Here is a 26,122-nt window from a genome sequence, read left to right as displayed (position 1 = left end):
ATGCAGCTAAAAGAGCTAGCTAATTCTTAGATATTGAGACATATTTATTAATAAAACCATCATAACTAAACCAATGATTTATCGATGATTGTAAGCTTACAATCTTAAAGGTCACTCACATCGACGATCAGCCCATTGGATACAGAGTATGTTGCCCCGCCCTTTACGCCATCTGAGTGCACTATAATTTTTCCTAGCACATCACTTGGTAAGTGATTCATTAGCTTTTTATGAAACTGGCTTAGCTCTTCCTGAATAAACTTGGCGGTTATATAGGTTCTAATCTTTCAAACTGCTCTCTAACCCAATCCCCTTTACCTCTAGACCGAATGCTTTATAAACTCGCACATCACCTTTCATGTCGAAAAAGGTCTGCAAGAACTGCATGGTAAAATCTGTATTTTTGATGAAGCCTCAACCAACTCTGATCATCCTCGCCTTTTGCATTTTCTAACTCACTCCCTTGCTCATCAGTGATCACCCAGAGAATGGTTTTATCAAACTTATTACAAGTCAGCGAATAATTTAGTATCAGCTGCTGCCAATGGACCCGTTCAAATAGGCCTTCTATGACTGTTTGTTTAGAGTTTTTAGTTGTGATGACAAAGACTTCATCAGGGCTTGGGTTTGTTTGCCTTTTATACAGCACATACAAAATTTCAGTAAAAACTTGAGGGCTAGCTCCAGTTACATTAACTAAAAAATTTATCATTAATTATCTTTCGTCTATTACAATCCATCGATAACACCACTTTGTCTGAGTAATATATCGCTCAAAGAGCTAACCGTAGGCATATTTTATGGCCATATCAGTATGAATATTTAAAGAAGCAGATTAAGAGAAGTATAAAGTTCAGATTCCGTTCTGCATTTACATCTATACTTAATAAATAAGTACTTTTATTTTATGAAATAGGTGTCGATATTCAATAACAATTAAATTTTGGAAAAAGTATTGATGGTATAAATACCCAAGATTTGAAATTTTTAATGTTAGCCTGAGAAATTCAGGATTAAGTAACAATCTCATCAATATCTTTGAGTAGTTCTACTGCGAAACCTTGTGGTTACGCTTCAAGGATCTAGATGCAAAATACTTTCTGCTAAATGACCAAATTTCTCATTGTGACCAAGAATCAATTCATAATGAAGTTCCTTTTCCATAAGTGCTTGATATACAGTAGTAGTTTGTATTCTTTTATACCAGAACTTGCTTTCAAAAACGATCATCTAAATGCTTCAATTTGTAACAATATCAATTAAACTTTTTTTGGTTATTTCAAGCCACCTATATGCATGCTCTCTGGCTTCATTTGAAGGCAGTGAATTGCAAACACCTGATATTTGATCTAGTTGTATTAATGTGGTTTCCTTCTTGATAATTTTAACGCCTATAGTCATCCTTTCAGGCTTAAGCATACTAAATGCACAGTACTCACCTGATGCTATCTGTTGATGATAAATAGCAATGCAATGCTTCATTTTTGCGCCTTCGTCAAATAGCGCATCGTAATTATTAATAGCTATTATCTGTTCATTTCCAACTATGATAATCGGGTAAGGTTTATCAGCATCCTTGGGTCTTAACTGCTGCCTTCTGAGGTTATTACGTCGATCAACCCATCGCTGATGTAATTGTTCTAATTCATCGATGGATTGCAAGATACCAATTCTTTGTACTGGATCATTTATCCCTAATTGAACTCCCAGCATGAGTGCATCTAATAAGTATGCGACTAATGACACTCTCTTAATATTTTGGTCACTTGCGATTACCTGACCAAACCGAGTCCCCGTTAAAAATGGATATCTATTATCTATGCTTAAGGCATTAAAATTAACCATAGAATAATGCTTGAATACTTGATAACGACAAAAGCGTTTATCTAATTGCTTCTTAACATGTTGGAGCTCAATGTCCCGATCAAACTTAAGAACCAGTTTATCTATAAATTTTAATGCCCCTTTTGAGCCGTGATAACCTAATCGTTTCAAAATATCACGCTGACCTAGTTGAGCGACTATTTTTGCCGTCTCATTATCAACCGAGTAATGTTCGCAAATAAGCACCAGTAACAAGGGTCTTGTCAGTAAAATTTGAGCGGCTGGTTTTACGTTTGCCGCTAGCCATAACATTTGATACTGGTGCTCTGGAAATGGGGCTGATTTGGCTAAAAATTCCTTAGGAATACTTTTATACCATTCAATATTTGAGGTAAATTGGCGAATAAGATTCAACCCTAATCCCAACCCTCCTTCTAAAAGTTCTTTAGGCTGGCCTTCAAAGATCCTATAAGCTTGAAGTCTCTGATTCCAATCATGTAACTCCAGGTCGTACCCAAAGCCAAGACTTCTAGTTGGTATAATTAAATGCTGGCTCATATGATCTCCAAAAACAGATGGGCGTTCTCCACCGATAAAATACAAAATCAGTAATATTAAGCTGCTTCTAAGCGTGAAATAATGGCATCCATTGGAATCGATTTTTCTTGAATCATAGCGACGACAGCCTCAATATCTTGCTCACGATTAAGAGACATGGCTTGTTGAATGTCTTTTATTAGCTCTAGAGCTTTATCATTCGTTAACGTGCGAAGTGAATTGATACGCTTACTAGTAGAGAGCTGCATGATTTTGGCTGGTGCATTTAACTGTTTGTCAGATATTTCAGGTTTAGTTGTAATACCAGGCTTGCTTGGTAATGTGCTTTCTGAACAGGTCGGTTCGGGAGCTTGTTGTACTGCTGCTAATGTCTCATCAAGGCTGTTCACCATTACAAGATCATCATTAACTTTATCGTCACTATATGCGCTAACTATAAGGTCAGAATAAAAAGCCATGCTTGGTAGCATAAAGTTGAGATGCTTAATAATACTCGCCTCTATCTCTTTCATCGCTTTTGGCTTTATATATCCCCTTTGCCTATTTGACTGCAAAGTATGAGAGATCGTGTGCTTTACAATTTTGACCCTATCTTTTTTAATAAAATCAATATCATTTAGTTCCAAAACTTTAATTTTTTCTTGTTCAGATATCGATGATATTCGTGTTCTCAATGACTTAATGCAAGTTTGAATGAGTTTTTCAAAACTTGGTTGGAATACGGATTGAATTGAAGGAGTTTGATCCGCTGTGTTGAGTTCACTCTCAGCACCTACAGCTCTCAATTCCTTTTTAACATAACTCATAAAGTTATTGATTGATTTTATATCAGAAGGTGTTGAACCGGTGTACAGCGGCTTAGGTACTCCATCCACTAGGACTTTGAGGTGATTATTCTGGGTTCTTTCATAAGTAAATGGTATGCGGGTACCCAATAAATCATTCAAAAACTTGATCACACTTTTCTGGTACTTACTATAACTCGCTTGCTTGCACATATGAATACCCTTCACTTAGTCTGTTGAAATACCATAGTATTCAAACTGAAGGAATGATGCGGATCGTAAGCTTGTAAAAAGAAAAAGCGATAAAACTTTTAATAAAAATATAATAAATGCTTATTAACGTTTAGAGACTAAGCTACATATAAAGCTAATAACAGCCAAAGGATTGAAATAATAAGCTAAGTTAACACCCGATTAATCTTCCACATACTCGATGACATCTTGAACTTTACATCCGAAATATTGGCACAAAGAATCAATCGCTTTGGTTGTAGTTGAGTATTCATAACTTGGATTCATCATCTTCGATAAAGCAGTTCTGTTCACGCTCGCAGCATCAGCGACTTCTTGTAAAGTAATCTTTCGACGTTCCTTGAATTCTTTTTCAGCTATCAACTCTTTGATTTTAAACCTAATCACGTCTATTCCCCTTTAAATATTATGAAACCACTCAAATGTTCCTTGTAAGAACATAAAATAGGTGCTTTAATGTTCCTATCAAGAACAAATATAGCAACTAGAGAACATAAAGAGGTTTATATGCAACAAACACTACTTAATGCAAAAGAACTTTCTCAAAGAATAAAGTTTAGTGCTCCTTATATCAACCAAACTTTAAAAGATAATGTCTTTATCGAAGGAACGCATTATATAAAGCCATTCGGTGGAAGGAAAATTATGTATATATGGGAGGAAGTAGAAAAAGAGATGTATCGGTCAACTGCCGTAAATCACCATGTCATCCCAATGGTAAAAGGAGGTGTATGTCATGGCTAGTATTCGATCCAGAAACAACAAACTATTGTTTGATTTTACTTATAAAGGCATTAGATGTAGAGAGCAAACTATATTAGTTGATAACAAATTAAATCGTTCTCGACTAAACGTAATTTTAAACAACATTGAAGCCGAAATGCGATTGGGTAGATTTGTATTCAAAAAACACTTTCCATCTAGTCCTCGGTGCAGCTATTTTGCAGAGATCGACGAAAAGACTGAAGATGCAAAAAATAACTCAGTTAACACAGAAGAACAAAAATTAGTCACTAACATTCCAACATTTTATGAATTTACTTCTGAATGGTTAGATGAAAATAAGATCCAATGGAAACTCAGTCACTATAAAAATGTTTCTATGATTTTCGAGCGCTATTTAATACCACATTTTGGTAACCAAGCTCTGGATGAGATAACCCGCCCACAAATAATTAAATATCGGGCGAGTATTTCAGAGCCTAAACGTCTTGGGAGAGTTAAAAAACTTGGCAATGATTGGATAAATCATGTAATGACTCCATTGCGTGGGATTTTAAACGAAGCTGCTATTCGTTATGACTTCCCTACTCCATTCGTCAATATTAAAGCATTAAAAGTTGAGAAGACCCCAATCGAACCTTTTTCTTTAGCTGAAGTGCAATTGGTATTGTCTAAAGTTCGTAAAGATTACAAGAACTATTATACAGTCCGTTTTTTTACTGGGATGCGTACCGCTGAAATTGATGGTCTAAAGTGGAAATACGTCAACTTTGATCGCTCTGAGATTTTAATACAAGAGACCATTGTTGATGGTTATGTTGAAACACCAAAAACGTCTGCATCTTACCGAAGTATTCAATTATCTCAGCCTGTTTCTGATGCTTTGAGACGACAGTTTAAATTAACGGGGCAGCAAGAGTACGTGTTCTGTAATAACAATGGGAATCCACTAGACCACCGCAATATAACAAAGCGGATCTGGTATCCAATGTTAATAGAGATGAATATGAAGCCTCGTCGCCCTTATCAAACTCGACATACATGCGCAACGCTTTGGTTAGCAGCGGGTGAAAGTCCTGAATGGATTGCTAAACAAATGGGTCACAGCACAACCAAAATGCTGTTTGAAGTTTATAGCCGCTACGTACCTAACAATACACGTCAAGACGGTAGTGCATTTGATCTCTTAATCAAACAAACACAAATGGATAAAACAGGAGATAGCGTTTATGAGTAATTCTACTTTTGTATGGATTAAAGACATTAAGTTAAGTGGCCATTTACCAACTGCCAACTGTGAATTTATTTCAGATCATGAAACCATACAAGCTATAACGTCTGCAGAAATAGCAAGGAATTGCCAAATATCTTATGGACTAGCTCAAATAAATGCCTCACAAGATAGCAATGGTAATATCGTTATATGTGCAATTAGACCTATAAAATCTCAATGTAGTGAGCAAACCTATTTACAATTAGTTGATATGATTGATTTTCCTAATAAGAATCTTATGGGTCGTTTTTTTAAACTCATAAGCCTAGTGACTTTTGCTGAGCTTAAGCCTTTTACCAATTATATTCTCAGCAAACCTGATGTGCTTAAGCTGTATATCCAATCACAAGCTAGTTTTCAGCATCATCATGCGTATAAAAATGGTCTGTTTGAGCATAGTATTGAAGTTGCTGAAATGACTTACCAAAATGCCAGACATTTAAAGCATCCAGAAATTGAATGTCAAACAGGGCTTATTGCTGGCTTGTTCCATGATATTGGAAAAATATACCCCCAACTACAAAATCAAAGTGATGACTATATCGGTGGCCCGCATGAGAGTTACAACTTTGCTTTACTTGCTAATCCATTAGGTGAATTGGGTACACTTAATAGTAAAGTGTTCTCGATGTTGAGTGATCTACTATCAGCAAAGCCATATGGACATAAAACACGTTATGCGATTGAATTTGTACTTAAACAAGCTGACCGTACATCAGCTGAATCAAACTTTGTAAAACGTAAATTTGAGAAACTGCCAGAACATTATTATTTCACCAAGGTGAATGGTAGTGTCATGTATAGACTCAACAGTCTATAAACTAACATTTAAGGAAAAAATCGAATGCTGCGCTATATTGGTTATTCTGAGTATTTTGCAACAGGTGAAGGTGTTACTGAAATTTTTGTATCAGGTACTAAAGTTGAAATAATTGATTTTACAGGCTCGTTTTATGAACGAAGCCTGGAATATTACACTTTCGATGACATCAGGAAATATTTACAAGAAATTGAAAACGATGCTGAATGTATAAAGGAGCATGACAGAGAAGACTATAATGCTTTAAGAACAGCGTATAAACTTCAGTACCACGCCCCTACAGTAGCTCAAATTATCAAGCAAGGTGGATATTGCACCTTCAAATACAAACTACATTTCAATCTATCGTAAATTTTTATATCACATCAGGCCATTATGTAATCTTAAGTTCAATCAGAATGTGAATGACTATTTACAATGTAATTTTTAAGAAAATGACATGTTACCGTTTGTTTTCATAACTTAAAATCAATACCAAATGAAAAAAACTGAATATACTTTGATGTCTTTGTACCCTTTTATAAAGATTATTAACAACTGCTATCTCTAAGAATCCGGAACCATCATGCTTTCCTAAGTATTTGTTTTCATTTTGAGTCGCTACTTCAAAGTTAGCATGACTAAACTCATGCTCAGCCAATCTTCTCTTCCATTTGATTTGTACTGCCTCTGAGACTTTTTCACTTAAGTCAGCACTATAGAATTTAAACTTTAAATGTCTGTTTTTTAAACCAAGTAATTGACAAAATCGAATAAAAACTCTAGAAATGTATACGTTAGGGCACCGTAGAACATAATCTTTACCTGGTATGGCATATCTTATAATCTCCATGATCTGCCTTAAATTTTCTAATGATAACCTCTCCTCCTCAATACTCTTATCAAGTTGATTGCACAAAAAGATAAATACTCTATCAGATATAACCAATTGTTTGTCTAGCGCTTTACTACAAGTTAAATGACTTAAACGTGGAAATTTTGGAATTAATGGTAGTTTTTTACCAGTACGTGGGTAATTCTGGTTAATTTGTTTAGCATTCTCGAGTAACTGCTGTAATTCGTCTAAAGGTACATTAAAATGCTCTGATGACTCTATTACGGAGCTGACTTTTAATGCATTTAATGCCCTGGCCCAAGTCAAACTACTGATACTTAAGTTAGGATATATTTTCAGTTCAAAGTTAAAGAAAGAAGGCATTCGTAATAAAGTGTTCAAAGGTGCTGGTTTAATGTCTAATATTCTTTTTGTATCTTGAGTGAAATAATTAATCCTTTCAGCCAAACTTAACCCTTGATCTTCATCAACTAATGTTGCGCGGCCAACACATTCAGAAATGAAGTACTTGGTAAGCATAAAATGAGGCTTTATCTCAAGGTAGTATAGAATGTCTTTAAGGTGAAGATAACTGTTAAGAGTCGATTCAACTCCTTTATGACCCATTAAATGTGACAACACAAACATTTTTTTTCGTGAGTTATTACTGTAACTTAAACGATCCTGTAAGCGTTCTAAATATTCATCTTCAAAAATAACATTGTTGAAGATTATCAGTTGTGATTTGCCTTGTTTTATAATGGTTGGGTTTAAGCGGCACCATGACCAATTAGCAAAACTATGCCTAAGATGATGGACCCTTAAACTGTAATCTTGGGTGTAATGGCGTAGCAAATCGGTTATCAAATCATATGCTTGGTTAATGTGTTTAGCGTTCTCAAAAAGCAATGCTTTTTTATTCCCCTTAGCATTTTTATGTATTTGATACTTTGTACGTAACTTTTTAAGTGAAGGTTTAGGCCAAAGCGCATCTAAAGGTAACTCACGCCGTCCTGAAGCCGTTTTAAGTTTGCGGTGTAAATTTGGTCTTACCGATAATTGAACATAGTCAAATTCATCTTGATTTGGCTCCTGTTGAGAAAATGAAAAATCTGCCCAGGTTAATTTAGCCGTCTCATTTCGTCTCAAACCACTGAAAAAACAAAAGCAAAGTAAAAAATAAGCATATTGATGAACAGGACTCTCCCGTGCGTGTTGATTTAAATAGCTCAACACTTCTTCAATATGAGATGCTGAAATCAAATTAGCATCAACCTCACTTGCACTTCCAACGACATCTATATCAGACAAACATAAATCACGAACCAAATCATAATCTAATAAAAATTGGGCAAAATAATAAACATATTTTTTTCGTTGAGCTGAAGTAAATAACTCAGAAGTTTCATTTAATTTATTAGCCCAATCTTCCCCTGATAATAACTTAATGTCACTTGTACTAAAAATAGATAAAAAAGGTCTACTGATACTTTTAACATAGTCAACAGTGGTAGATATTCTTAAACGTTTTTTGTAAGTACCACCATTCTTTAATAAAATAAAGAACCAAGAGCAAAGCAGCCATAGGCATGAATTTTTGACTATTTTTTGAGTTTTAAGGATGTTGGTTAAATAAGTTAAACAATCGGTACGGTTTTTATTGCTTTCATCCAAAAACAAAACGTGTTCAAAAATAATTTGTAACTCTTGAAGCGTTTGATCAATAGAAATAAACACCGAAGTGTCAGTGAGTACTGCTTTCCAACTTTTTAATGGTTTAACACTTGCTTCACTAGTTTCAACAGTGTGCGGATTTGTGTATTTACAAGCTTTGTTCGTTAAAAGACGAATGAAAGCATGCTCTGGCAATGCTTGACAAACACTAGGTAATAAATACATTCGATACTGAACAGGTCCATAACGTAAAACATTGTCAATCTTACGCAATGTCCTTAATTTGATTATTGATAAATCAGACCAATTGAAGTCAGAGACTGTATTTAAGTACACCAATATAGATGATTTAATCATATGTTCTTTAACACGCTTATCTTTTTGGAGACCATGCCACTGTTGTATTGTCATCAACGCGACATCACTTAAAATAAACCTTTTGGATGAATTTTGTTTTTGAGACTGCCAATAACACACTCCACCGACATAAAACACATCCTCGGGTGATTCAAGTATCGACAATAAATCTTCGGTTTTTCCTATGCTTACCGTTAAATAAATCATTAAGGCTGCGCGACCTAATTTACCCGCGGTTGAGAGTTCTCTGTTAGGCGTGATTAATTCACTATCTAGAATCGAATTGAGTAATTCAACTACAGGCATTTTGACAAGATCAACCGGTGTCAATATGGGTTTATCTCGCTTTAAAGTAACAATGGTCGATATATTTGGTGAATCAATATTTAGGTGTTTTTTGGCATAATTAAGGAGTGATTGCAGAATCAATAATTGAGTTTGCTTAATGATGACTGCAGGCTTCAAATTAGCTATTAAAGACTTCAATTCATTGTGTAAAAAACTGGTATTTGAGTTTAGAATATTTTTTTTAAGATGTCCGAGTAAGTTAATATAAAAATTTAGAAACTCCTTTTCAGAAACCCTCTGTGGCTCCACAACAGCTGTATTACTGCTTTTATTATAATAAGCATCTCTGCAATCACAATAAAATGGATGATAATCCCGATCATCGTTGAGTTCTTTTATGAAAGAACGGATTTTATTGGTACCCATCCAACCTCCTTAAATAATTCATTGAGTGTTGGAAGTATTTCATTGATTGCTTCTACATGGCTGAGTGCAGAATAATCACCTAATGGCACCTCACCAGTTTGCCAGTGACCCATTTGAAAATTAATTAATTCAGTATTAACATTTTTATCAAGCAATTTAGATTTTAGCCAATGTCGACCAGCATTTGCTGGTAACACTATCTCTCTTCTACAATATCCAACCAGTTCAGACGGTGATAAATTCTTAACTACAGTACTTGATCGCTGCTTATGAAAAAAGAAGAAAGGCCCTTGTTCTTTACGTGAATTTCTTATTATTTTGTACCATTGTGAGGCTTGAGAATGATTAAAGCCGAGGACGTTTTGAGCTACATCGACGATTTTATCTAATGAACTACAAATTTTTGGCATTAAGATCCGTAATAACGATCGTAAGCAGCCTAAGTGCCTCTTATATTCGACAAGTTGAATTTTTAAAACATTTGGAACAGCAACAATTCTGGAGTGGGTGAAATCAGAATCATCTTTATCGCTTATACCCATAAGATTAAAGGATGGCAAGAATAACGCTAATGTAGGTAAAGGGTTCCAAGCAGCTCGATAACCCGTACCAAATAACAACATCCATGCGGTATAAGCAGTAAACGCATTGTGGTAATCGATGATGCTTTCTAATTTATGATGAAAGCTTGGCTTTGATGCTGATATTCTCTGTGATAAAGCACTAATCAATTTTGTAATTGCTTCATTAGTTGGTGTAAATGAAGAACCCATAAAATGATTGATTGTTGAATAGTAGCGCAAGTCAAAAAACCTGATTGGCAATGGTTTACATGAATATCTTAAAATATCTTCTTCAACATTCAGCCAAAGTTTGTTTAACTGTTTGCATCGATGATGGTCACATACATTGGCATAACTTCTTGCTACACGGGTAGTATACATTTGAACAGCATAACTATAATCGATATAAATAGGGTCGATAATCTCAGTAGAATTAAGATAGTAGCTTATGAAATTGACGAGGCGTGTAATACTTATTCGGCCGGAACTGTGACTATCAGACATTTTTTTAAGTTTAAGAGTGATTTTATTCGTTAATACTTCTATATTTTTTTCATTTATTATTGGCCCGACAGTGTTCTTACCAAAATTAGCGCGAATTATTTTTAATAAAAAATCAGGGCAAGATGTAAAGACTTCTTCTTTGATTTTCCTTAAACCAAAGTGTTCCATCCTTGATTTGGCTGAATGCAGGACAAAAAAATGCCACCAGCCCTGACCATTTTCATCAATGTATAGACCTTGCCGCTTTTTAGATAGGTCTGTAAAAACGTACAAGTTTTGAATTTCTGCGATGGTTTTACTCAACAGCAGCATCAGCCAAATAGTAATAACGACGTCAAGGTTACTTTGTTTTTTGCCGTTTGCTATCAATGTACTTACTAAAAAGTTTAACTCTTCAGGCATTAATAATTGAGTATTCTGCATTCCCATATTATGGGATCGACGAACATTCGCTGTAACGTCAATTGCTATCCTAGCTTGAATGTTTTTGTTGAATGGAATGTCTATATCCAGTAGCTCAGTTTTGTCTCTCTTGGTAGTTAAATCACGATTATTAACTACAAATTTTTGGCTTTCAAATTGGTCATCCTCATCTAAACCGTCTCCATTAGGAGTCAAAGGTTTATCAGGGATTAAAGCAAAGATATCTTCTTGCGCTCCAACAATAGGTAATGCTTTGGGATCAACATAGCGTTTAGGTTCACGATCAATAATTGAAGGTTTTCTAATAAAGCTCTTAGGTGATTTCCAGTCATTTGAAAAAAAATGTAATAACACTCGAAGGTAATTTTTATGTACTGAATAAAACCAGTTATCTTTACTCTCTAGATATTCTTCTATTTGAAAAGCGATAAATTCTGGCGTGTCTTTATCTGAAAAAGGTATCGTCTGGTGAAATTCAATAAAATCTTGACCTGTGGATTTCATAAAAAGTCTAAGATTAGAACATGCCTCTTCTTCTCTAGTAGATGATGTTGTCGCAAGTTCAGGATCTCTCAAAGTATCTAGAACTACATAGTAGTGCTTTATAAATGCAGCCAAAAGTTGACATGACTTTTGAGTGAGTTGGTATTGATAGGACTTTAGCAATAAAACATAGAAAGGATGTTCACTGCACCAACCTTTGTGGTAAGTAATACGATAATATTCAGCCTCTAAAATTTTATCATCTATATAAAAACCATGATCATCAAGCGCCGAAAAGATATAGGGTGCCAAATGAAGTTCTCTTAAAATATTTTCTGCTGAAACCGATGAGAAATGCTTTATTTCCTTTATCATTTTGATAATCTGGCTTAATCCACCCAGAGACACTGGCGCTGATATTCTTTCAATCAACACTTCGAGATCTTCTACAATTTCCTCTTCACTGAGCTCCAGTAAGTTTTTTTCACTATATTGAAAAATATGCTGACACAAATACTGTTTTAAAGTAATCATTTTAATTTAACCACTTTGGTGCTGATATGTAACCATTCACATAATTCTGTTTTGGTTCTTATCTTTGGAAATAATGATTGCCACTGAGGGGATTTGAAAACAGATGGTTGCTCATCAGTAATGAACCATGCCGATAATGACATAGTGACAGTATGTCCGGTAACATCAACGAACTGTTTTAGTAAGGGGCGAACGATATCATTCAGCATGAGCAATCTTAGAGTGTCTTTATTAGGACGTCTTGGTAAAACTAAACAAGGAACCAATGAACTTTCGTCTGCTGCATAGAGCTTACATAACTTCTGATACGTTAAAACACCTGATATCAACCGATAGTAACCTGCCTGGGTTTGACTAACTAAGAGTGGAGCTTGATATGAATCTAGCAATATTGAAGCTGGAGATTCAAATTCGTCATCAGAACTTGGCTTTAATGTACTGATTAAATTAAATGACTCATAAAAGCTCTTTAATTCTCGATCAAGAGTAATTGATTTGAATGTTACAGACTCAAGTTTTACATCAACCAAAAGCTTATCTAAGTTCTTTTCAAAATTAGCGGCATGAATGTTCATCAATCACCTACAAAATGTTCAGTAGTAGTCAATTTGGACATTTACAGTTTGTGCCTATTTTGTGACCAGATCAAGAGATAAATTGGTCTTAAATTGCTAAAAACATCGAATTATATTCTGATCTATAGCACATAAACCACTAAAAATTAATAATTTATAGACTAATTCAATAGGTTAGGAATTAATGAAATTTAGAGGGAGAACGTCTTGACATGGTAGGGGTCGGTGGTTCGAATCCACTCAGTTGTACCAATTTCAAATCATAATAATTCAGCCAGCTTATGCTGGTTTTTTTATGTTCAAAATTCCTAAGATTTACAAAATATCATCAACTACTTTTAAATATCATAAAAACCACTCAGTGATTGTTCAAAGAGTGGCTGTTTTGTAGTTTATATAAAGGCTTATAAAGAATTCACAAAAGCTTTTAACTTCATATCTCGATCAATGAGTAACGGATAATCTGTTCGCCCTGCCATTGGCCAACCGTTGCGCCAAGTTTGCTTGTCACTTACCCCCCAAAACGTAATTCGACCTATGCTGTCGCTATGTTTTTTATAGAGAGCAAACAAGTTTTGATAGCGTGATGCTAATTGCTGCTCTACTGCAATGGGTAAACCTGCAGCGTACGGGTTATATTGTTGTTGCAGTGCGACATCTAATGAGACGTCGGCGCCTGCTGCTAAGTTTTCAGGAAATGGTAACACTGAAATATCAAGCTCTGTGACCATGACATCAACACCTGCTGCAGCAAACGCGACAATTGAATCTTCAACTTCGGTGAAGTCTGGGTAATCAAGAGAGTAATGGGCTTGCATACCTACACCATCGATTTGAATGCCCTTTTGTTTCAGTCGCTTGATTAACGCAATAGCACCTGCTCTTTTTTCAGGCTTAAACATATTGTAATCGTTGTAATACAGTTTGGCATTAGGCGCAGCTTGGTGTGCATAGATAAAGGCTTGCTCTATGAAGTCATCGCCGATAATTTGCTGCCACTTTGATTCACGTAAACTGCCATCTTCATTAAGTGCTTCATTTACTACATCCCAAGCAAATATTTGATCAGCATAACGACCAGCGACAGTTTTAATATGTGTTTCCATAACCTTTAATAGTTGTTCACGTTTTAAAGGATTTCCCGCATCATCTTCAAATACCCAGTCAGGCGTTTGCGAGTGCCAAACGAGAGTATGACCTACAAGTTGTTGATTATTTTGCTCAGCAAAGCTAACTAATGCATCAGCAACATCAAATTGATATTCGTTTGGTAATGGGTTCACCGACTCCCATTTCATCGAATTTTCAGGCGTGAAGGTATTGAAGTGTTTAGCCGCTAACAATAGCTCAGGATCGGTAGGGTTCAATACTTGAGATTTACTGATTGCTGTACCAATTTTAAAGTTTTCAGCAAATTGATTTTTTAAAATAATATCTTGAGTCAATGTTGCTGTTGCTTCAGGTTTTGTTTGCTGAGTGACACCTTGGTCATTATTACAGCCTGATAGCGCTAAAACTACCGTGGCACAACCTGCAATTAACGGTTTATTGAATTTATTAATTATTTTCATCACTTTCCATGTCCCGCTATTTGTGAGTAATCTGGCCGAATATTAATGCATTACATCGACCAAACAAGGTTAATAGTTGTCGTTTAAACGAATCTAATTAGTGACTGATAGTCGCTAATCCGAATAAATATTGGCTTTAATTACAGGCTCTCAATTAAGCCTGCAACTTAATAGCCTGCTAATACCAAGGTAAGAAATGTCTAACTGATGAGTAAAGATTTCAGTTGCTCTCGCCATTTTGTAAATCAAGTCCAAAGCACTCATTATGATTATTCCTATACTGCTAGGGTTATAATGAGAAACTATCAAATAGTCCTTTGGACAACAAGCTAATCTAAAATAGACTATTTTGCTGCTTATTAAAACATTTATGTAACATAGATTTTATATTTACTGACGATTTAACTTCAGCATCAAACGAATGATTACAGTCGTTATCACCATTAGCCGTTAAAGCCAGAGCCAAATGGCTATAAAGTTTATCTACCGCTAAGATCGGGAGTTTGAAGTAATAAATAACAACAATGTCTATCTGCGGCGTTCAGCATTCAGCTTGAAATCAAATGTTTAGTTAAACAGTGCCTTGAATGCAGGCTTAGGTTGGTGTTTTCTATCCCATAGCAGCGGATAATTGGTGCGGTTCGGAATTGGATAGTCATTTTTCCACGACATTCCATCATGTAATCCCCAAAAGGTGACTCTGTCGATCTTTTCACGCTTTGCTTTGAATATATCAAATAGCTCTGTATATCGTGCTGCTAATTTTGCTTCAATGTCAGCGGGTAAATGATCTGAATATGGATCTAAGTAAGTTTTAAATTCTTGCTCCTGAAACTGCGGGTGCATAAAGCCTTGCCCAATAACTTGCCCTTCTTTGGTAAATGGCAACACATCAATATCGAGTTCAGTGATCATCACCTTCAGCCCCAATGCTGCGTATACATCAATTGCCTCTTCGATGAGATGACCTTTGGGAAAGTTAAGTCCCCAATGCGCTTGAATTCCGACGCCATCAATTTTTATCCCTTCACTTTGGAGCATCTTGATCATACGTACAATACCGTCACGCTTAGCCGGTTTCCAGGCATTGAAATCGTTATAATAAAGCTCGGTATTAGGCGCGTACTTGGCGGCAAAGGTAAAAGCGGCTTTTGCCATTTCGTCACCACTTCCAATAACATTAGTCCACACGGTTTGACGATAGTTACCATCATCACCAATGACTTCGTTGAGCACATCCCAAGCATCCACTTTGCCCAGATACCTGCCTGCAACTAGCTTAATATGTTGCTCCATTCGATCAATTTGCTGTTCTGGAGAGTTTGCTTCACCATTCTTTTGCTTAAAAAACCAATCAGGCGTTTGGTTATGCCACACCAGCGTGTGTCCTACGACGAACATATTGTTGTTTTTTCCAAAATCAATAAATTGATCCGCTGCCGTAAAGTTGAATTGATCGGGAAGTGGGTTAACGATTTCTGCCTTCATGGCATTTTCAATGGTGATGGTATTAAATTGTTTGGAAATAATGCCAGCGCTAAGAGGATCCTGTCCTGAGACAATTTCATCATTCACTGCTACCCCAATTTTAAAATCATTTTTAAAGTGTTGTTTTAAAGCTTCATTTTCAATGAGACCGTTCTGTATCTCAGCTTCAGTGGCAACGCCATGGCTTGAATACAACATTGAAAAAAATATTGGCATCACAGCTAGTTTTAAAACTGATAACTTTAATATTGCGAGGCTAGATACGCCTAAGCATGTCGTTAATGCTTGTTTCCCTACGCCTACTTTCCTTGTGTTTAGTTTCATCCTGTCATCCTTTGTATAAATAGTGTTAGCTATCTTATGAGGATTTCAATGTAATAGTCAATTTGACCACTTGAGTTTATTTTGTTAATTTATTGATACAAAAAAAAGCGACTAAGCTTTTGAGCATCAATGCATGGTAGATAAACATGACAATATTCAAAGAGACGGTTTAGATATGAATACACTAACTAATGGCAATTTAAAGCGTGTTTTTGTTTTTGGGCTGATGCTAGTCTTGGCACCAAACATAAAGGCCGCTGATAAACAAAGCAATTTGATTGCCCCCAAATCACATTCAACCATAATTGCAAACTGCCCAAAGGATATACGTCCTTTTGCAAAAGGCTTATCACCTAAATTGATCACCACTCAACTCAAATTCTTAGAAGGGCCAACTTGGTCTAGGTTGACAGGTAAATTTTATTTTTCAGAAATGGATTTTAATGGTCCTCAGACATATGGGCCAAAAGCAGCTATTTATTCATGGAATGAGCAAGACGGTGTTAAGTTGTTTATTGAAAATAGCGGTACCAATGGACTGCTAGCTGAGAATAAACAGTTAATCAGCATGAATCATGACACGCGCTCAGTGAATACATTTTCACTAACGACCAAAGAACGAGTGTTAATGGTAAATGACTTTAACAGCGCAAAATTTAATTCTCCCAATGATCTTATTAAGCATCCTTCAGGAGAATTATTCTTTACCGATCCCGACTGGCAATTAAGCGGTAGAACGCAACAAACCCCCTTCACCGGTGTCTATAAAGTTAATGTTAAAAATGAAGTCTCTTTGCTATCAACTAAGTTCATCAAACCTAATGGAATTAGTTTATCATCTGACAACAAAATCCTATATGTCGGTGATTATAGCCATCAAATATTTGCACACCAACTTACGGAGAATAATGAGTTAGGGGCATTAATTTTTAAAATCAACATTGATACACCAGATGGGATCAATGTTGATTGTGCCGGAAACATCTATGCTGCCAGTCATAATGAAGGTAAATTGTATGTCTATAACCCACAAGGTGAATTACTTCAAAGCGTTTATATTGCCCCTAAAATTACCAACTTGGCTTTTGGTGGTAAAGATTTAAAAACCATTCTTATCACCACGGGTAATGGCTTATTTACCTTACAATCAACGATTGCAGGTATATCAACAACTCATTCAAATTAATCGACTATTCCTTTACCCGTAGCAGCCCAATATAGTCCGCCATATAGATGGTCTAAAAAAAGCTTATTTTGATAAACTGGTTTGATATGGCCCAATGAAGTATAAAACGATCGACCGCCATCAAAGTTGTGATACCAAGCAATAGGATGAAAATCACCCATGCCGCTGCCCTGCTTGGTGCCCCAATCAGCGTTAGGGTTATAACTGGTTTCATCGACAGTCAAAAGATAATTCAGTCCCGTTGAATTAGCTTCACCAAACTCATACCATTCGTCAGTCCACAGCATCTTTTCAGGCATTGATTCTAGACCAGGAAATTCACTAGACACTTTAGACAGCCAAGCTGTTTGCACTACCGGGTGTATAACGAACGTATGCCCAACGAGTTGTTGATACCAGCCCCAGTCATGTTCAGTATCCGATGCACTATGTATCCCGACAAAACCTTTTCCTGACTGAATGTAGCGTTCAAGGGCTTGCTGCTGCTCATTCGACAAAATATCACCCGTAGTAGATAGAAATACCACGACATCAACCTTGCTGAGGTACTCATCGTTAAAGTAATGACTTTCTTCATGCCAGATCAGATTGAAATAATGTTTATCTGCAAGCTTTTCAAACGCCGTGACGCCTGCTGGAATAGACTTATGATGCCAGCCAGCTGTTTTAGTAAATAATAGTACGTTGAATTGTTTAGCCGCTAAGGTTTCGAAACCTGTCGCGTGGCTGTGTTGATGGTTAAAACCAACAATGGCTATAAATACCACGAGTAAAAATTTATGCATTTGTAATATTATCCTATTTAAATTTGACGAATAAATTTGCCGTCAATCTACCGGTAATGGGATTGTCATTGATATCAAACGCCGGTTTTACCAGGCTTGAATGCAGTAGTTGCCCAGGAAAAATAATTAACCGATTCTGCTGATATGGGATCACTTTATAACATTCAAAATCTGGATGATCCTCAGTGCAGTAGCCACTATGCTGTAAAGTATTAAGTGTTGTTTGGTACTCTGCTAATCGGGCTTCATTAATAAATTCATAGCCACTACGTCTATGGCGGAAAAAAGCGGTACCGCCATGTTGATGACAAGATAAGTAATGAATACAGGCAATAAGATTAGGATGATAAGTATCAAAGTGTGGAATGGTTTGTATTAATGACAAATCAGCTTCTGCTGTGGTCAACAGTGAGTAATAGTTATCACAAGGGCTTGGCGTAAGGTGTTTAGGCAAATTAAAAATAGAATACAAGGCTTGCATCAGTGGTTTTAAGTAAGCAACCACATCAGCTTTGGACATGGCACTTCTGATCCCCGGGTATTGGGTATGTTTATCCTGTATAAACTGACAAGCAGTAATGATCTGGTCACGAACAACCTCGATGTCCGCGACATAATCATCAATAATAACAATAGGTATTTTACTGTTACCGATATATTCAATACGAGGCTTTATATCAGCATTAATACTAAACATAGCGCCTTAACTGATTGTAGACTTGCAGTAGTTATTTATAAAATCCACATGGTTAGGCAAGCTATTTACCCGTCTAGCGATGCTTTGTTTAATGGTACCTAAAAACTGCGCCAATTCGTCATCAGACATGTTATCGACAATAGGATGATATTGCTCAGGCATCAAGCCTTGGCCTAACATCACTTGTAGCCATGAAGCTTCACCAAACAACTCTTGATCTGTTTTATACACTTGGCCACTTTGTTTGAATAAATCTATTCTTTTTTGTAAGCTTTCAGGGATATCCATTTGCTTACAATAGCGCCAAAACTCACTGTCTTTTCGCTCTGTCACATGATAATGAAGCACAATAAAGTCACGAATATTCTCAATTTCAATTCGCATCTTTTGATTAAAATTGTCAACCACGCCACTTTCCATTGCGGTTGTTGGCAAGTTTTGCATTAATCGAACAATGCTTTGTTGGATCAAATGAATACTGGTTGATTCAAGTGGTTCAATAAATCCGCTGGATAAACCGATAGCGACACAATTCTTATTCCAATGCTTACGTCGAGTACCAGTCCGAAACTTGATAACTCGAGGCTCGTTGATCAGCTCCCCTTCAATATTTTCAAGCAGTAATGATTTAGCGTCATCATCAGACAGATATTGACTACAAAAGACTAAACCATTACCCATTCTATTTTGCAGCGGTATTTGCCATTGCCAACCACAAGGATGAGCAATAGAGCGGGTATAAGGTACCAGTGGTTTCGTTTGCTTCGTTTGCACCGCAATTGCGCTATCGCAAGGTAACCAATGACGCCAATCGTCATAACCGGTATGCAGTGTTTCTTCTATCAGCATGCCTTTAAAACCGGTGCAATCAATAAATAAGTCACCAGCAATCTGTTGACCATCAGCTAATGTTAACGATTCAATAAAACCATTTTGTTCATTTAAATTTACTTTTGAAATCGTTCCTTCAATGCGTTTAGCGCCATACTTTTCAGAAAACTGACGTAGAAAGCGGGCGTAAAGTCCTGCATCGGTATGAAACGCATGATTTCTATCATGATTAGCTAGCACTGCAAATTTACCTACACGACTTGCCACGTGTTCAGGGCAGTAATCGCCTATGTCACTGGCAACCCCTTGCTTAACACCTTTTAACCAAAAATGTTGAAATCCTGCAGCCCAGCAACTTTGGCCTATGTAACCAAATGAATGCATATAGTCTTGATTAACATCACGCCAGTTTTCAAAAGAAATACCTAATTTAAACGTGGCATTCGTCGCAGCCATAAATTCAGCTTCGTTGATTTTTAATAAATCATGAAAAATGTGTAAGGTCGGTATGGTTGCTTCACCGACACCTACGGTAGGAATTAAATCAGATTCAACTAAAGTGACATTAATATTCTTGCCTAATAACTTAGCAAAAGCGGCAGCAGCCATCCAACCAGCAGTACCACCGCCAGCTATAACTACGTTTGTTATTTTTTTATTCATTTCAGTAGCCTGCATGCTTGTTTAAAAGATATATAGCCATGATACGGTATCGAATTAATGATAATAAATAAACAAATTTACTGATAAAGTATTTATCATCAAAATCCCATTAATGGGTCAGTTGACTGTTTTTACGTTCAACCAGTTTTCTCATATGCGCCTGAGAAGCAATAATCATGTAAATGGCTTCAAGATACCCTGATTGATGTAATTTAATCACTTTATCAGCCGCCAAACTGGCTAGCTTATCTTCATTGATAGTATAAAAACCAATTAACTGATGCTGACTGTCATTATTTAACGTCACGTCGATAGTCACCGCTTCAAGTAAATCAAAATGAGTGAGTGCAGCAACAAATAATGCATTCGCATTGAGCCCTTGATGTAACTCCTCAAGTATATTGGCCATATTCTCCAAATATTCACTATTGCCACCAAAAGGTAAAAACAGTTCAACGCCCTGCTCATCATTGACTCTAGGTGAGTCCATATCTAAGGTAATGACTCTTTGTGGCTCAGATACCCCGTTCATTACCGAATGCTGAGTGCCAATGTAAAATGGCAATCTTTGCATTGAAAGCGGGATATAACTGGCATCCCACTTACCTTCATTTAAGAATAAGTTTTCATTATTTTTAAACCCAAACAGGGTGACTGGCGTAAACTCGCCTGTGTCAGCATTTTTTTGAAACATAATCGGGTAATGAGCCTGAACCGTTTTAAATTCAGCGACAAAAGTCGGTGAAAACCACTGGTCATCGCCATACTTAGCTGAACGTTCGGTAATAATTTTTATATTTTTATGTTCAACGTTATTTAATAATGCGTGAGTAGCCATAGATGCGTTCCTTTTGGGTTTTATTAATACCACTATGCTAATTGAGCCTTGTCATGATGATCGTCGGCGCGGTTATGAATGGGGCTTTTTTTTATAGTGAGATCTTTGTTTCTGCTTGTTTGAATAATGCTTTGCTGAATACTGTTAAGTAAACTTCGATTACAAATAGCGACTTGTTTTAATTGTTGTTGCTGCTGAGCGACCTTCTGTATTTGCGCCGAGTATTGACTTAAATCGAGTTTGTCACTCAGCTCATGTTGCTTCATGCCGTAATACACGTATTGATAACTGGCAGCAGGAAAAAGCGGATAAGCTTGGGTAATATCGTATTTACTCGGGGCTTGGTGCTGCCAAAGCGCCAATAACTTCAGTAAAGAAGTTGGCGTTGTGGTGTCATCTTTATGTTTACGCCAATACTCACTGTCTTTTCTATTTGATAAAACATAGTGCAGCTTTAAAAAATCAATTATTTGTTGCCAATGGTTGAGCATTCGTTGATTAAAACGCTCTTCAATAAGAGGCAATACTTGCACATGATGCGGAAACTGCTCAGCAATAAACATCGCTGATTGTTCGACTAAGGCTAAAGCTGACGCTTCTAGCGGCTCTATAAAGCCAGCTGACATGCCGATAGCAACACAGTTGTTATGCCAAAATTTGCTTAAATGGCCAGGATTGAAGCTAAGGTGTTTAACGCTTACGCTGTCGACTTCACCACCAATGTATTGCGTTAACGCAATCTTGGCTTCTTCATCTGATATAAACTCACTGGAATACACATAGCCAACCCCACGGCGAGATTGCAATCCAATATCCCAAATCCAACCAGCAGCCTGCGCTGTGGCAAGGGTACTTGAATTAATGGGATGGTTTTTCGATGAATAAGGCACCTGAGCCGCAACGGCACGGTCGTTAAACAAGATAGATTTTTTACAAATAAACGGAATTTTATAATGCTGTTTTATCAATAAGCCCTGTTGACCACTGCAATCGATAAATAAGTCACCATTAACAAGCGGCGACGTTAAAGAATCCGTCTGTAAACAGGTAATAAAGTCTGTTGCATCCGCATTAAGTCCTATGACGTTAGCGCTGATATGTTTGATGTTAAGTGTATCAATACAATGATTTTTTAATAATAATGCAAATTTACCCGCATCAAGATGATAACCATAATTACCGATATAGTCGTAATCTGCTGTATGGGTTAATTTAGGGGCTAAATTAAGCTGGCAAAGACTTGATTGATAACAGAATAATTGAGCGAAACTGGCTGCACCATCGTAATGACAAGCAGAGTGGTTAGTGACTGCAATGTCGGTTCTCTGCTGAAAATCAGCCGCGACAGGTTGTGTGAATGGATGGTAGTAAAAACTATGACTCGTCGTTGGATTGTTCCAATGTACAAACTTCGACGCTTGCTTAAAACTGGCATCGCAATGAGTTAAAAAATCTGACTCGCGAATCCCGATATGTTTCAGGGTTTCACGCATTGAAGGCCAAGTCCCCTCACCCACGCCTATCGTGGGAATATCAGCGGATTCAACTAGGGTGATATTAATCGCTAGTGACTTTTTTTTGAACTGTGCAGCAAGGATCCCTGCTGTTAACCAGCCTGCTGTACCACCGCCAACAATAACAACTTCTGTGATTTTATTATTCATAGCTCACCACAAACACAAGTAAATAAGGGTGATAGCGACTGGGGGCAGCCGCTATCATTTACAGCTCGCTACTAGAACGTATAGCGAACCCCTAATCCATATCGCGCACCTGTTTGTGTTGTTTCAAACACTAATTGGCTTTGACGACCATGTTTTCTCACGACTTCTTCAGTAATGTTTATCCCTTCAGCAAAGACGGTAAGTCCTTCAACTGCTGGAATGTCATAACTAATACTGAAGTCAATTTGATAATATTCTTCAGTGTAGATAGGCGTGGTTAGATCGCCATTAACGCGTTTATCTGACAAGAACTCATCACGCCAGTTATAAGCAACACGCGCCTGCACACCGTAGTTATCGTAAAATAACACTAAGTTAGCAGTATCACTTAACCCAACCAATGCTTCAGTATCTTCAAGCGAACTATCATCATATTGCAGGTCAGAATCAACCATGGTGTAGTTTACAATACCGCCGAAACCCGTTTCACCAAATAAGTGTTGTACATTAAACTCAATGCCATCAATGGTATGTTCTGTGTCACCATTAATAGGTACATTTAAGTCAAATACGACTTCATCATCTGTTAATGGGTCGCCAGCAATCGTACCACCATCTAACAAGCCATCATCATCAAAATTTGGCGTTACGTTTGGATCATCTGCATAATTTTCAAAAATATAAGTACGAATTTGCTCATTTGATGCGTTAGCACCTAAAGCTGCCACTGCCGCATTAAATTTATCACCACTCAAAGGGTTAGATAGATTGAAAATATTAGACTGTTTAGAGCCATAGCTAATCCAGTTAGACACGTCCTTTCTGAAATAACCCAAAGAAGCATAACTACCCGCATCGTAATACCACTCTGCAGACAAGTCATAGTTAATTGACTCTAATGGTTCTAAGCCAGGATTCCCTGAACTGCCAGAGTACCCACTTAAATTACCACCCGTATTAATGGTCGTTCCACCTAACAGCGAGTTATAACCCGCACGTGAAATTGTTTTACCTACTGCTGCGCGAACGCGTACATCTTCGGTCACATCTAAGTTAAAGTTAATGTTTGGTAAGAAAATATCGTAGTCAGCACTTTGCTTTAGAGTTTCAATACCTGTTTGCCCCGTGATAGAGGTGGATGTGTCTTCGTTCCATTCAACGCGGCTATAACCCGGCGCCGAAGCTGTCGAGACTACATCAGTTTGTTCATAACGTAGACCGACATGTACGCTATATGGCATATCAAACATTTCACCTAAGAAATTAGCTTGAATGTATGCTGCGGTGGTTTCTTCTTCAGTAAAGCGGTTGGTATCAGCATCCCAATTCGTCGAAGCACAGAATTGGCCTTCTCCATTAGGACCTGCAGCAGCGCCAGAGGCGGCCTTACAATCACCATATAGACCATCAACATTAGCGATAGGATCGGCATATTCTGCAGCACTGATGATCTCATCAAAGTCAGCAAAGAAAATACGATTAAATAAATCGTAATCACTTTGGGTTGGAGTACCTTCAAAATCACCAGCGGTACCTGTATCATCAAATTTGTCTAGGATGGTATCTTCAGTCCAATTAATATCCTCGAAGTCACCTTCTTCACCGACGCCACCCCAATCTGGGCGTTGCACTTGAGTATGACGATAGCGGTTATTCACAGTGTTAAGCGAAACACCAAAATCAATACTTAAATCACTGTTAAAATGGTATTTACCATCTAATTGAGTTTGATCAATTTCTGACGTGTATTTGTCATTGGCAAACCAACTTCCTGATAAACGCATGGTACTAGGGTTAAAGTTTTCGATATCGCCTACAGCAATGCCCGGTAAACTGCCCGTTAAATCAAGGCCGGTACGGCTACGCGTATATGACGGTAATTGCACGTTGTTACGAGTACCGTGACGTGGATCCGACGCTTTCATGTTGGCTTTAGAGCTATGATGATCTAGCGTTAACACTAAATCTTCTGTTACCTGCCAATCAAGGTTTAAGCCAATTGAATCAGTAACCTCTTCACGACCCCAAGCACCCACTGTTAGTGAAGTATCTTTTAAATCACCAGGGCTGTTGATGTCATAAATTTCAGAATAAATTAATGGCACAGCATTGGGCTCACCCGTCCAAACTGATTCACTGCGATCGCCGGCATAGTTAAACCAAACTGAAGCATCAGTATGCTGTTCTTCAATGGTATTTCTGAAGGTGGTGTAATCCAATGTCGCAGTAAAGTTTTCAATTGGACGATATTGTAATGTTAATTGGCCATTGATACGTTCACGTTGACGTTCTTCCATGACATAGCGTGGCTGTTGTGGGTTTGAGTAAATACCCATAGTTGGACGATTAGTTCCGCCTTCAGCACCTGCTGGTACGCCGCCCCAACCTGTGTTGCTCGCGTCACTGGCACGATAGCCTTGATCGGCTAAAAACTGTTTCATACCACTTTCACGTTCTTGATAACTACCTGAAATAGCAATACCAAAAGTATCATCAGCAAAAGTTTGTGAATATAAACCGCTAAACTCAGGAGTAACCCCACCTGTTTCAGTCGAAGCATCATCTACAGCTTTACCTGACAGACTGGCTGTTAGACCGGGTGCATCTAGTGGTTTATAAGTACTTAAATTAATCGTTGCACCAATACCACCAGTAGTAATGCTGGCATCAGAGGTTTTATAAACTTCAACACCGGATACACTTTCGGCAGCGACATTGGCAAAATCAAACGTACGACTACCTGTAGTATTAGGTAACTGTCGTCCATTTAAGGTGATAAGATTTTGTGCCGAGCCAAAACCACGCACAGTCACAGTACTACCTTCACCGTTAGAACGGTCAATAGAAACACCAGTAATACGTTGCAGTGACTCCGCTAAGTTAGTATCCGGAAATTTACCAATATCTTCTGCAGAAATGGCATCAACAACACCTTCGGCTTCGCGTTTTAGATCCATTGAACGGATTAAACTGCCACGAATACCTGTCACTTGAATCACTTCGACGTCATCAGCTGCTTCTGCAGCATAACTGCTATGTGTCGCAGACATTGAACTTAATGCTGCTAGAATTGAAGTGGCTATTATCTTTTTATTAAACATCTCATTCTCCCCTCGCTTCGTTATTGCCAAAATGGCAATGACTCCTTTTTCAATTAATTACTCCCCAGAAGTAACTAACCGTTTGATTTAAAAATCCA

At 37.3% G+C, this 26,122-nt stretch carries 20 protein-coding genes; 5 read left to right on the top strand and 15 right to left on the bottom strand.

All coding sequences use genetic code 11. The features are described 5' to 3' along the window. Positions 1-349 precede the first annotated feature (349 nt). The 4 genes from AB4140_RS06375 to AB4140_RS06360 all read right to left on the bottom strand — a co-directional run bounded on the left by AB4140_RS06375 (position 350) and on the right by AB4140_RS06360 (position 3,806). Positions 350-712 (bottom strand): CRISPR-associated ring nuclease, encoded by a 363-nt coding sequence (locus tag AB4140_RS06375; RefSeq protein WP_372000218.1) that lies wholly within the window; start codon positions 710-712, stop codon positions 350-352. 527 nt (positions 713-1,239) lie between these two features. Then, positions 1,240-2,382 (bottom strand): PcfJ domain-containing protein, encoded by a 1,143-nt coding sequence (locus tag AB4140_RS06370; RefSeq protein WP_372000216.1) that lies wholly within the window; start codon positions 2,380-2,382, stop codon positions 1,240-1,242. A 56-nt stretch (positions 2,383-2,438) separates the two neighbouring features. Beyond that, positions 2,439-3,380, bottom strand: coding sequence for a hypothetical protein (locus tag AB4140_RS06365; RefSeq protein ID WP_372000214.1), 942 nt, complete (start codon positions 3,378-3,380; stop codon positions 2,439-2,441). Positions 3,381-3,581: 201 nt separating this feature from the next. After that, positions 3,582-3,806, bottom strand: a complete 225-nt coding sequence (locus AB4140_RS06360; protein ID WP_372000212.1) for a helix-turn-helix domain-containing protein — start codon at positions 3,804-3,806, stop codon at positions 3,582-3,584. Positions 3,807-3,875: 69 nt separating this feature from the next. Here AB4140_RS06360 and AB4140_RS06355 point away from each other — a divergent pair, with 69 nt between their 5' ends. From AB4140_RS06355 to AB4140_RS06340, 4 genes are read left to right on the top strand one after another with little or no spacing between them, the layout of a single operon-like run. Continuing rightward, complete coding sequence (locus AB4140_RS06355) at positions 3,876-4,163, top strand: hypothetical protein (protein WP_372000210.1); 288 nt, start codon at positions 3,876-3,878, stop codon at positions 4,161-4,163. After that, on the top strand, positions 4,156-5,379 hold the full coding sequence (locus tag AB4140_RS06350; protein ID WP_372000208.1) for an Arm DNA-binding domain-containing protein: 1,224 nt from the start codon (positions 4,156-4,158) through the stop codon (positions 5,377-5,379). The genes AB4140_RS06355 and AB4140_RS06350 overlap by 8 nt, the downstream gene beginning before the upstream one ends. Further along, on the top strand, positions 5,372-6,235 hold the full coding sequence (locus AB4140_RS06345) for an HD domain-containing protein (protein WP_372000206.1): 864 nt from the start codon (positions 5,372-5,374) through the stop codon (positions 6,233-6,235). Before AB4140_RS06350 ends, AB4140_RS06345 begins: the two co-directional genes overlap by 8 nt. A 24-nt stretch (positions 6,236-6,259) precedes the next feature. Beyond that, a complete protein-coding gene (locus AB4140_RS06340; protein WP_372000204.1) occupies positions 6,260-6,586 on the top strand; it encodes a hypothetical protein in 327 nt (108 codons plus the stop codon). Positions 6,587-6,677: 91 nt separating this feature from the next. On the opposite strand, the gene AB4140_RS06335 is transcribed toward AB4140_RS06340, so the two are convergent. The 5 genes from AB4140_RS06335 to AB4140_RS06315 all read right to left on the bottom strand — a co-directional run bounded on the left by AB4140_RS06335 (position 6,678) and on the right by AB4140_RS06315 (position 16,259). Then, the gene (locus tag AB4140_RS06335) at positions 6,678-9,794 is read right to left on the bottom strand and encodes a tyrosine-type recombinase/integrase (protein ID WP_372000202.1); all 3,117 of its coding nucleotides are present in this window, start codon (positions 9,792-9,794) and stop codon (positions 6,678-6,680) included. Then, a complete protein-coding gene (locus tag AB4140_RS06330; RefSeq protein WP_372000200.1) occupies positions 9,764-12,301 on the bottom strand; it encodes a hypothetical protein in 2,538 nt (845 codons plus the stop codon). Before AB4140_RS06330 ends, AB4140_RS06335 begins: the two co-directional genes overlap by 31 nt. After that, entirely contained in the window at positions 12,298-12,876 is a 579-nt protein-coding gene (locus AB4140_RS06325; protein WP_372000198.1) for a hypothetical protein, read from the bottom strand. Before AB4140_RS06325 ends, AB4140_RS06330 begins: the two co-directional genes overlap by 4 nt. A 404-nt stretch (positions 12,877-13,280) precedes the next feature. After that, on the bottom strand, positions 13,281-14,447 hold the full coding sequence (locus AB4140_RS06320; protein WP_303446336.1) for an endo-1,4-beta-xylanase: 1,167 nt from the start codon (positions 14,445-14,447) through the stop codon (positions 13,281-13,283). Positions 14,448-15,014: 567 nt separating this feature from the next. Further along, entirely contained in the window at positions 15,015-16,259 is a 1,245-nt protein-coding gene (locus AB4140_RS06315) for an endo-1,4-beta-xylanase (protein WP_372000196.1), read from the bottom strand. A gap of 133 nt (positions 16,260-16,392) precedes the next feature. Here AB4140_RS06315 and AB4140_RS06310 point away from each other — a divergent pair, with 133 nt between their 5' ends. After that, on the top strand, positions 16,393-17,445 hold the full coding sequence (locus tag AB4140_RS06310) for an SMP-30/gluconolactonase/LRE family protein (protein ID WP_372000194.1): 1,053 nt from the start codon (positions 16,393-16,395) through the stop codon (positions 17,443-17,445). On the opposite strand, the gene AB4140_RS06305 is transcribed toward AB4140_RS06310, so the two are convergent. The 6 genes from AB4140_RS06305 to AB4140_RS06280 all read right to left on the bottom strand — a co-directional run bounded on the left by AB4140_RS06305 (position 17,442) and on the right by AB4140_RS06280 (position 26,024). After that, entirely contained in the window at positions 17,442-18,230 is a 789-nt protein-coding gene (locus tag AB4140_RS06305) for a ThuA domain-containing protein (protein WP_102435435.1), read from the bottom strand. The genes AB4140_RS06310 and AB4140_RS06305 overlap by 4 nt on opposite strands. A 13-nt stretch (positions 18,231-18,243) precedes the next feature. Next, positions 18,244-18,927, bottom strand: a complete 684-nt coding sequence (locus AB4140_RS06300) for a DUF6445 family protein (protein WP_372000192.1) — start codon at positions 18,925-18,927, stop codon at positions 18,244-18,246. 6 nt (positions 18,928-18,933) lie between these two features. Next, positions 18,934-20,421: a tryptophan halogenase family protein gene (locus tag AB4140_RS06295; protein ID WP_102435439.1), complete on the bottom strand. Its 1,488-nt coding sequence runs from the start codon at positions 20,419-20,421 to the stop codon at positions 18,934-18,936. Positions 20,422-20,530: 109 nt separating this feature from the next. Then, positions 20,531-21,259 carry a SapC family protein gene (locus AB4140_RS06290; RefSeq protein WP_102435441.1) on the bottom strand — a complete coding sequence of 243 codons (729 nt, stop codon included), beginning with the start codon at positions 21,257-21,259 and terminating at the stop codon, positions 20,531-20,533. A 32-nt stretch (positions 21,260-21,291) separates the two neighbouring features. Then, positions 21,292-22,923: a tryptophan halogenase family protein gene (locus tag AB4140_RS06285; protein ID WP_372000190.1), complete on the bottom strand. Its 1,632-nt coding sequence runs from the start codon at positions 22,921-22,923 to the stop codon at positions 21,292-21,294. A gap of 71 nt (positions 22,924-22,994) precedes the next feature. Beyond that, positions 22,995-26,024, bottom strand: coding sequence for a TonB-dependent receptor (locus AB4140_RS06280; protein WP_372000188.1), 3,030 nt, complete (start codon positions 26,022-26,024; stop codon positions 22,995-22,997). Between the last annotated feature and the right edge of the window lie 98 nt (positions 26,025-26,122).

The organism is Shewanella sp. 10N.286.51.B2 (genome assembly GCF_041469265.1).
In the GTDB taxonomy this organism is placed as follows: Bacteria; Pseudomonadota; Gammaproteobacteria; order Enterobacterales; family Shewanellaceae; genus Shewanella.
The sequence above is the reverse complement of the archived record's forward strand: the minus strand, read 5'-3'. Positions and strand labels throughout refer to the sequence as shown.

Bases quoted from the DNA above. Each gene is read 5' to 3' on its own strand.
- AB4140_RS06315 (WP_372000196.1), bottom strand. From the start codon at position 16,259: ATGAAACTAAACACAAGGAAAGTAGGCGTAGGGAAACAAGCATTAACG.
- AB4140_RS06345 (WP_372000206.1), top strand. From the start codon at position 5,372: ATGAGTAATTCTACTTTTGTATGGATTAAAGACATTAAGTTAAGTGGC.
- AB4140_RS06355 (WP_372000210.1), top strand. From the start codon at position 3,876: ATGTTCCTATCAAGAACAAATATAGCAACTAGAGAACATAAAGAGGTT.
- AB4140_RS06310 (WP_372000194.1), top strand. From the start codon at position 16,393: ATGGTAGATAAACATGACAATATTCAAAGAGACGGTTTAGATATGAAT.
- AB4140_RS06300 (WP_372000192.1), bottom strand. From the start codon at position 18,927: ATGTTTAGTATTAATGCTGATATAAAGCCTCGTATTGAATATATCGGT.
- AB4140_RS06320 (WP_303446336.1), bottom strand. From the start codon at position 14,447: ATGAAAATAATTAATAAATTCAATAAACCGTTAATTGCAGGTTGTGCC.
- AB4140_RS06370 (WP_372000216.1), bottom strand. From the start codon at position 2,382: ATGAGCCAGCATTTAATTATACCAACTAGAAGTCTTGGCTTTGGGTAC.
- AB4140_RS06305 (WP_102435435.1), bottom strand. From the start codon at position 18,230: ATGCATAAATTTTTACTCGTGGTATTTATAGCCATTGTTGGTTTTAAC.
- AB4140_RS06335 (WP_372000202.1), bottom strand. From the start codon at position 9,794: ATGGGTACCAATAAAATCCGTTCTTTCATAAAAGAACTCAACGATGAT.
- AB4140_RS06365 (WP_372000214.1), bottom strand. From the start codon at position 3,380: ATGTGCAAGCAAGCGAGTTATAGTAAGTACCAGAAAAGTGTGATCAAG.
- AB4140_RS06280 (WP_372000188.1), bottom strand. From the start codon at position 26,024: ATGTTTAATAAAAAGATAATAGCCACTTCAATTCTAGCAGCATTAAGT.
- AB4140_RS06330 (WP_372000200.1), bottom strand. From the start codon at position 12,301: ATGATTACTTTAAAACAGTATTTGTGTCAGCATATTTTTCAATATAGT.
- AB4140_RS06325 (WP_372000198.1), bottom strand. From the start codon at position 12,876: ATGAACATTCATGCCGCTAATTTTGAAAAGAACTTAGATAAGCTTTTG.
- AB4140_RS06285 (WP_372000190.1), bottom strand. From the start codon at position 22,923: ATGAATAATAAAATCACAGAAGTTGTTATTGTTGGCGGTGGTACAGCA.
- AB4140_RS06340 (WP_372000204.1), top strand. From the start codon at position 6,260: ATGCTGCGCTATATTGGTTATTCTGAGTATTTTGCAACAGGTGAAGGT.
- AB4140_RS06295 (WP_102435439.1), bottom strand. From the start codon at position 20,421: ATGAATAAAAAAATAACAAACGTAGTTATAGCTGGCGGTGGTACTGCT.
- AB4140_RS06375 (WP_372000218.1), bottom strand. From the start codon at position 712: ATGATAAATTTTTTAGTTAATGTAACTGGAGCTAGCCCTCAAGTTTTT.
- AB4140_RS06350 (WP_372000208.1), top strand. From the start codon at position 4,156: ATGGCTAGTATTCGATCCAGAAACAACAAACTATTGTTTGATTTTACT.
- AB4140_RS06290 (WP_102435441.1), bottom strand. From the start codon at position 21,259: ATGGCTACTCACGCATTATTAAATAACGTTGAACATAAAAATATAAAA.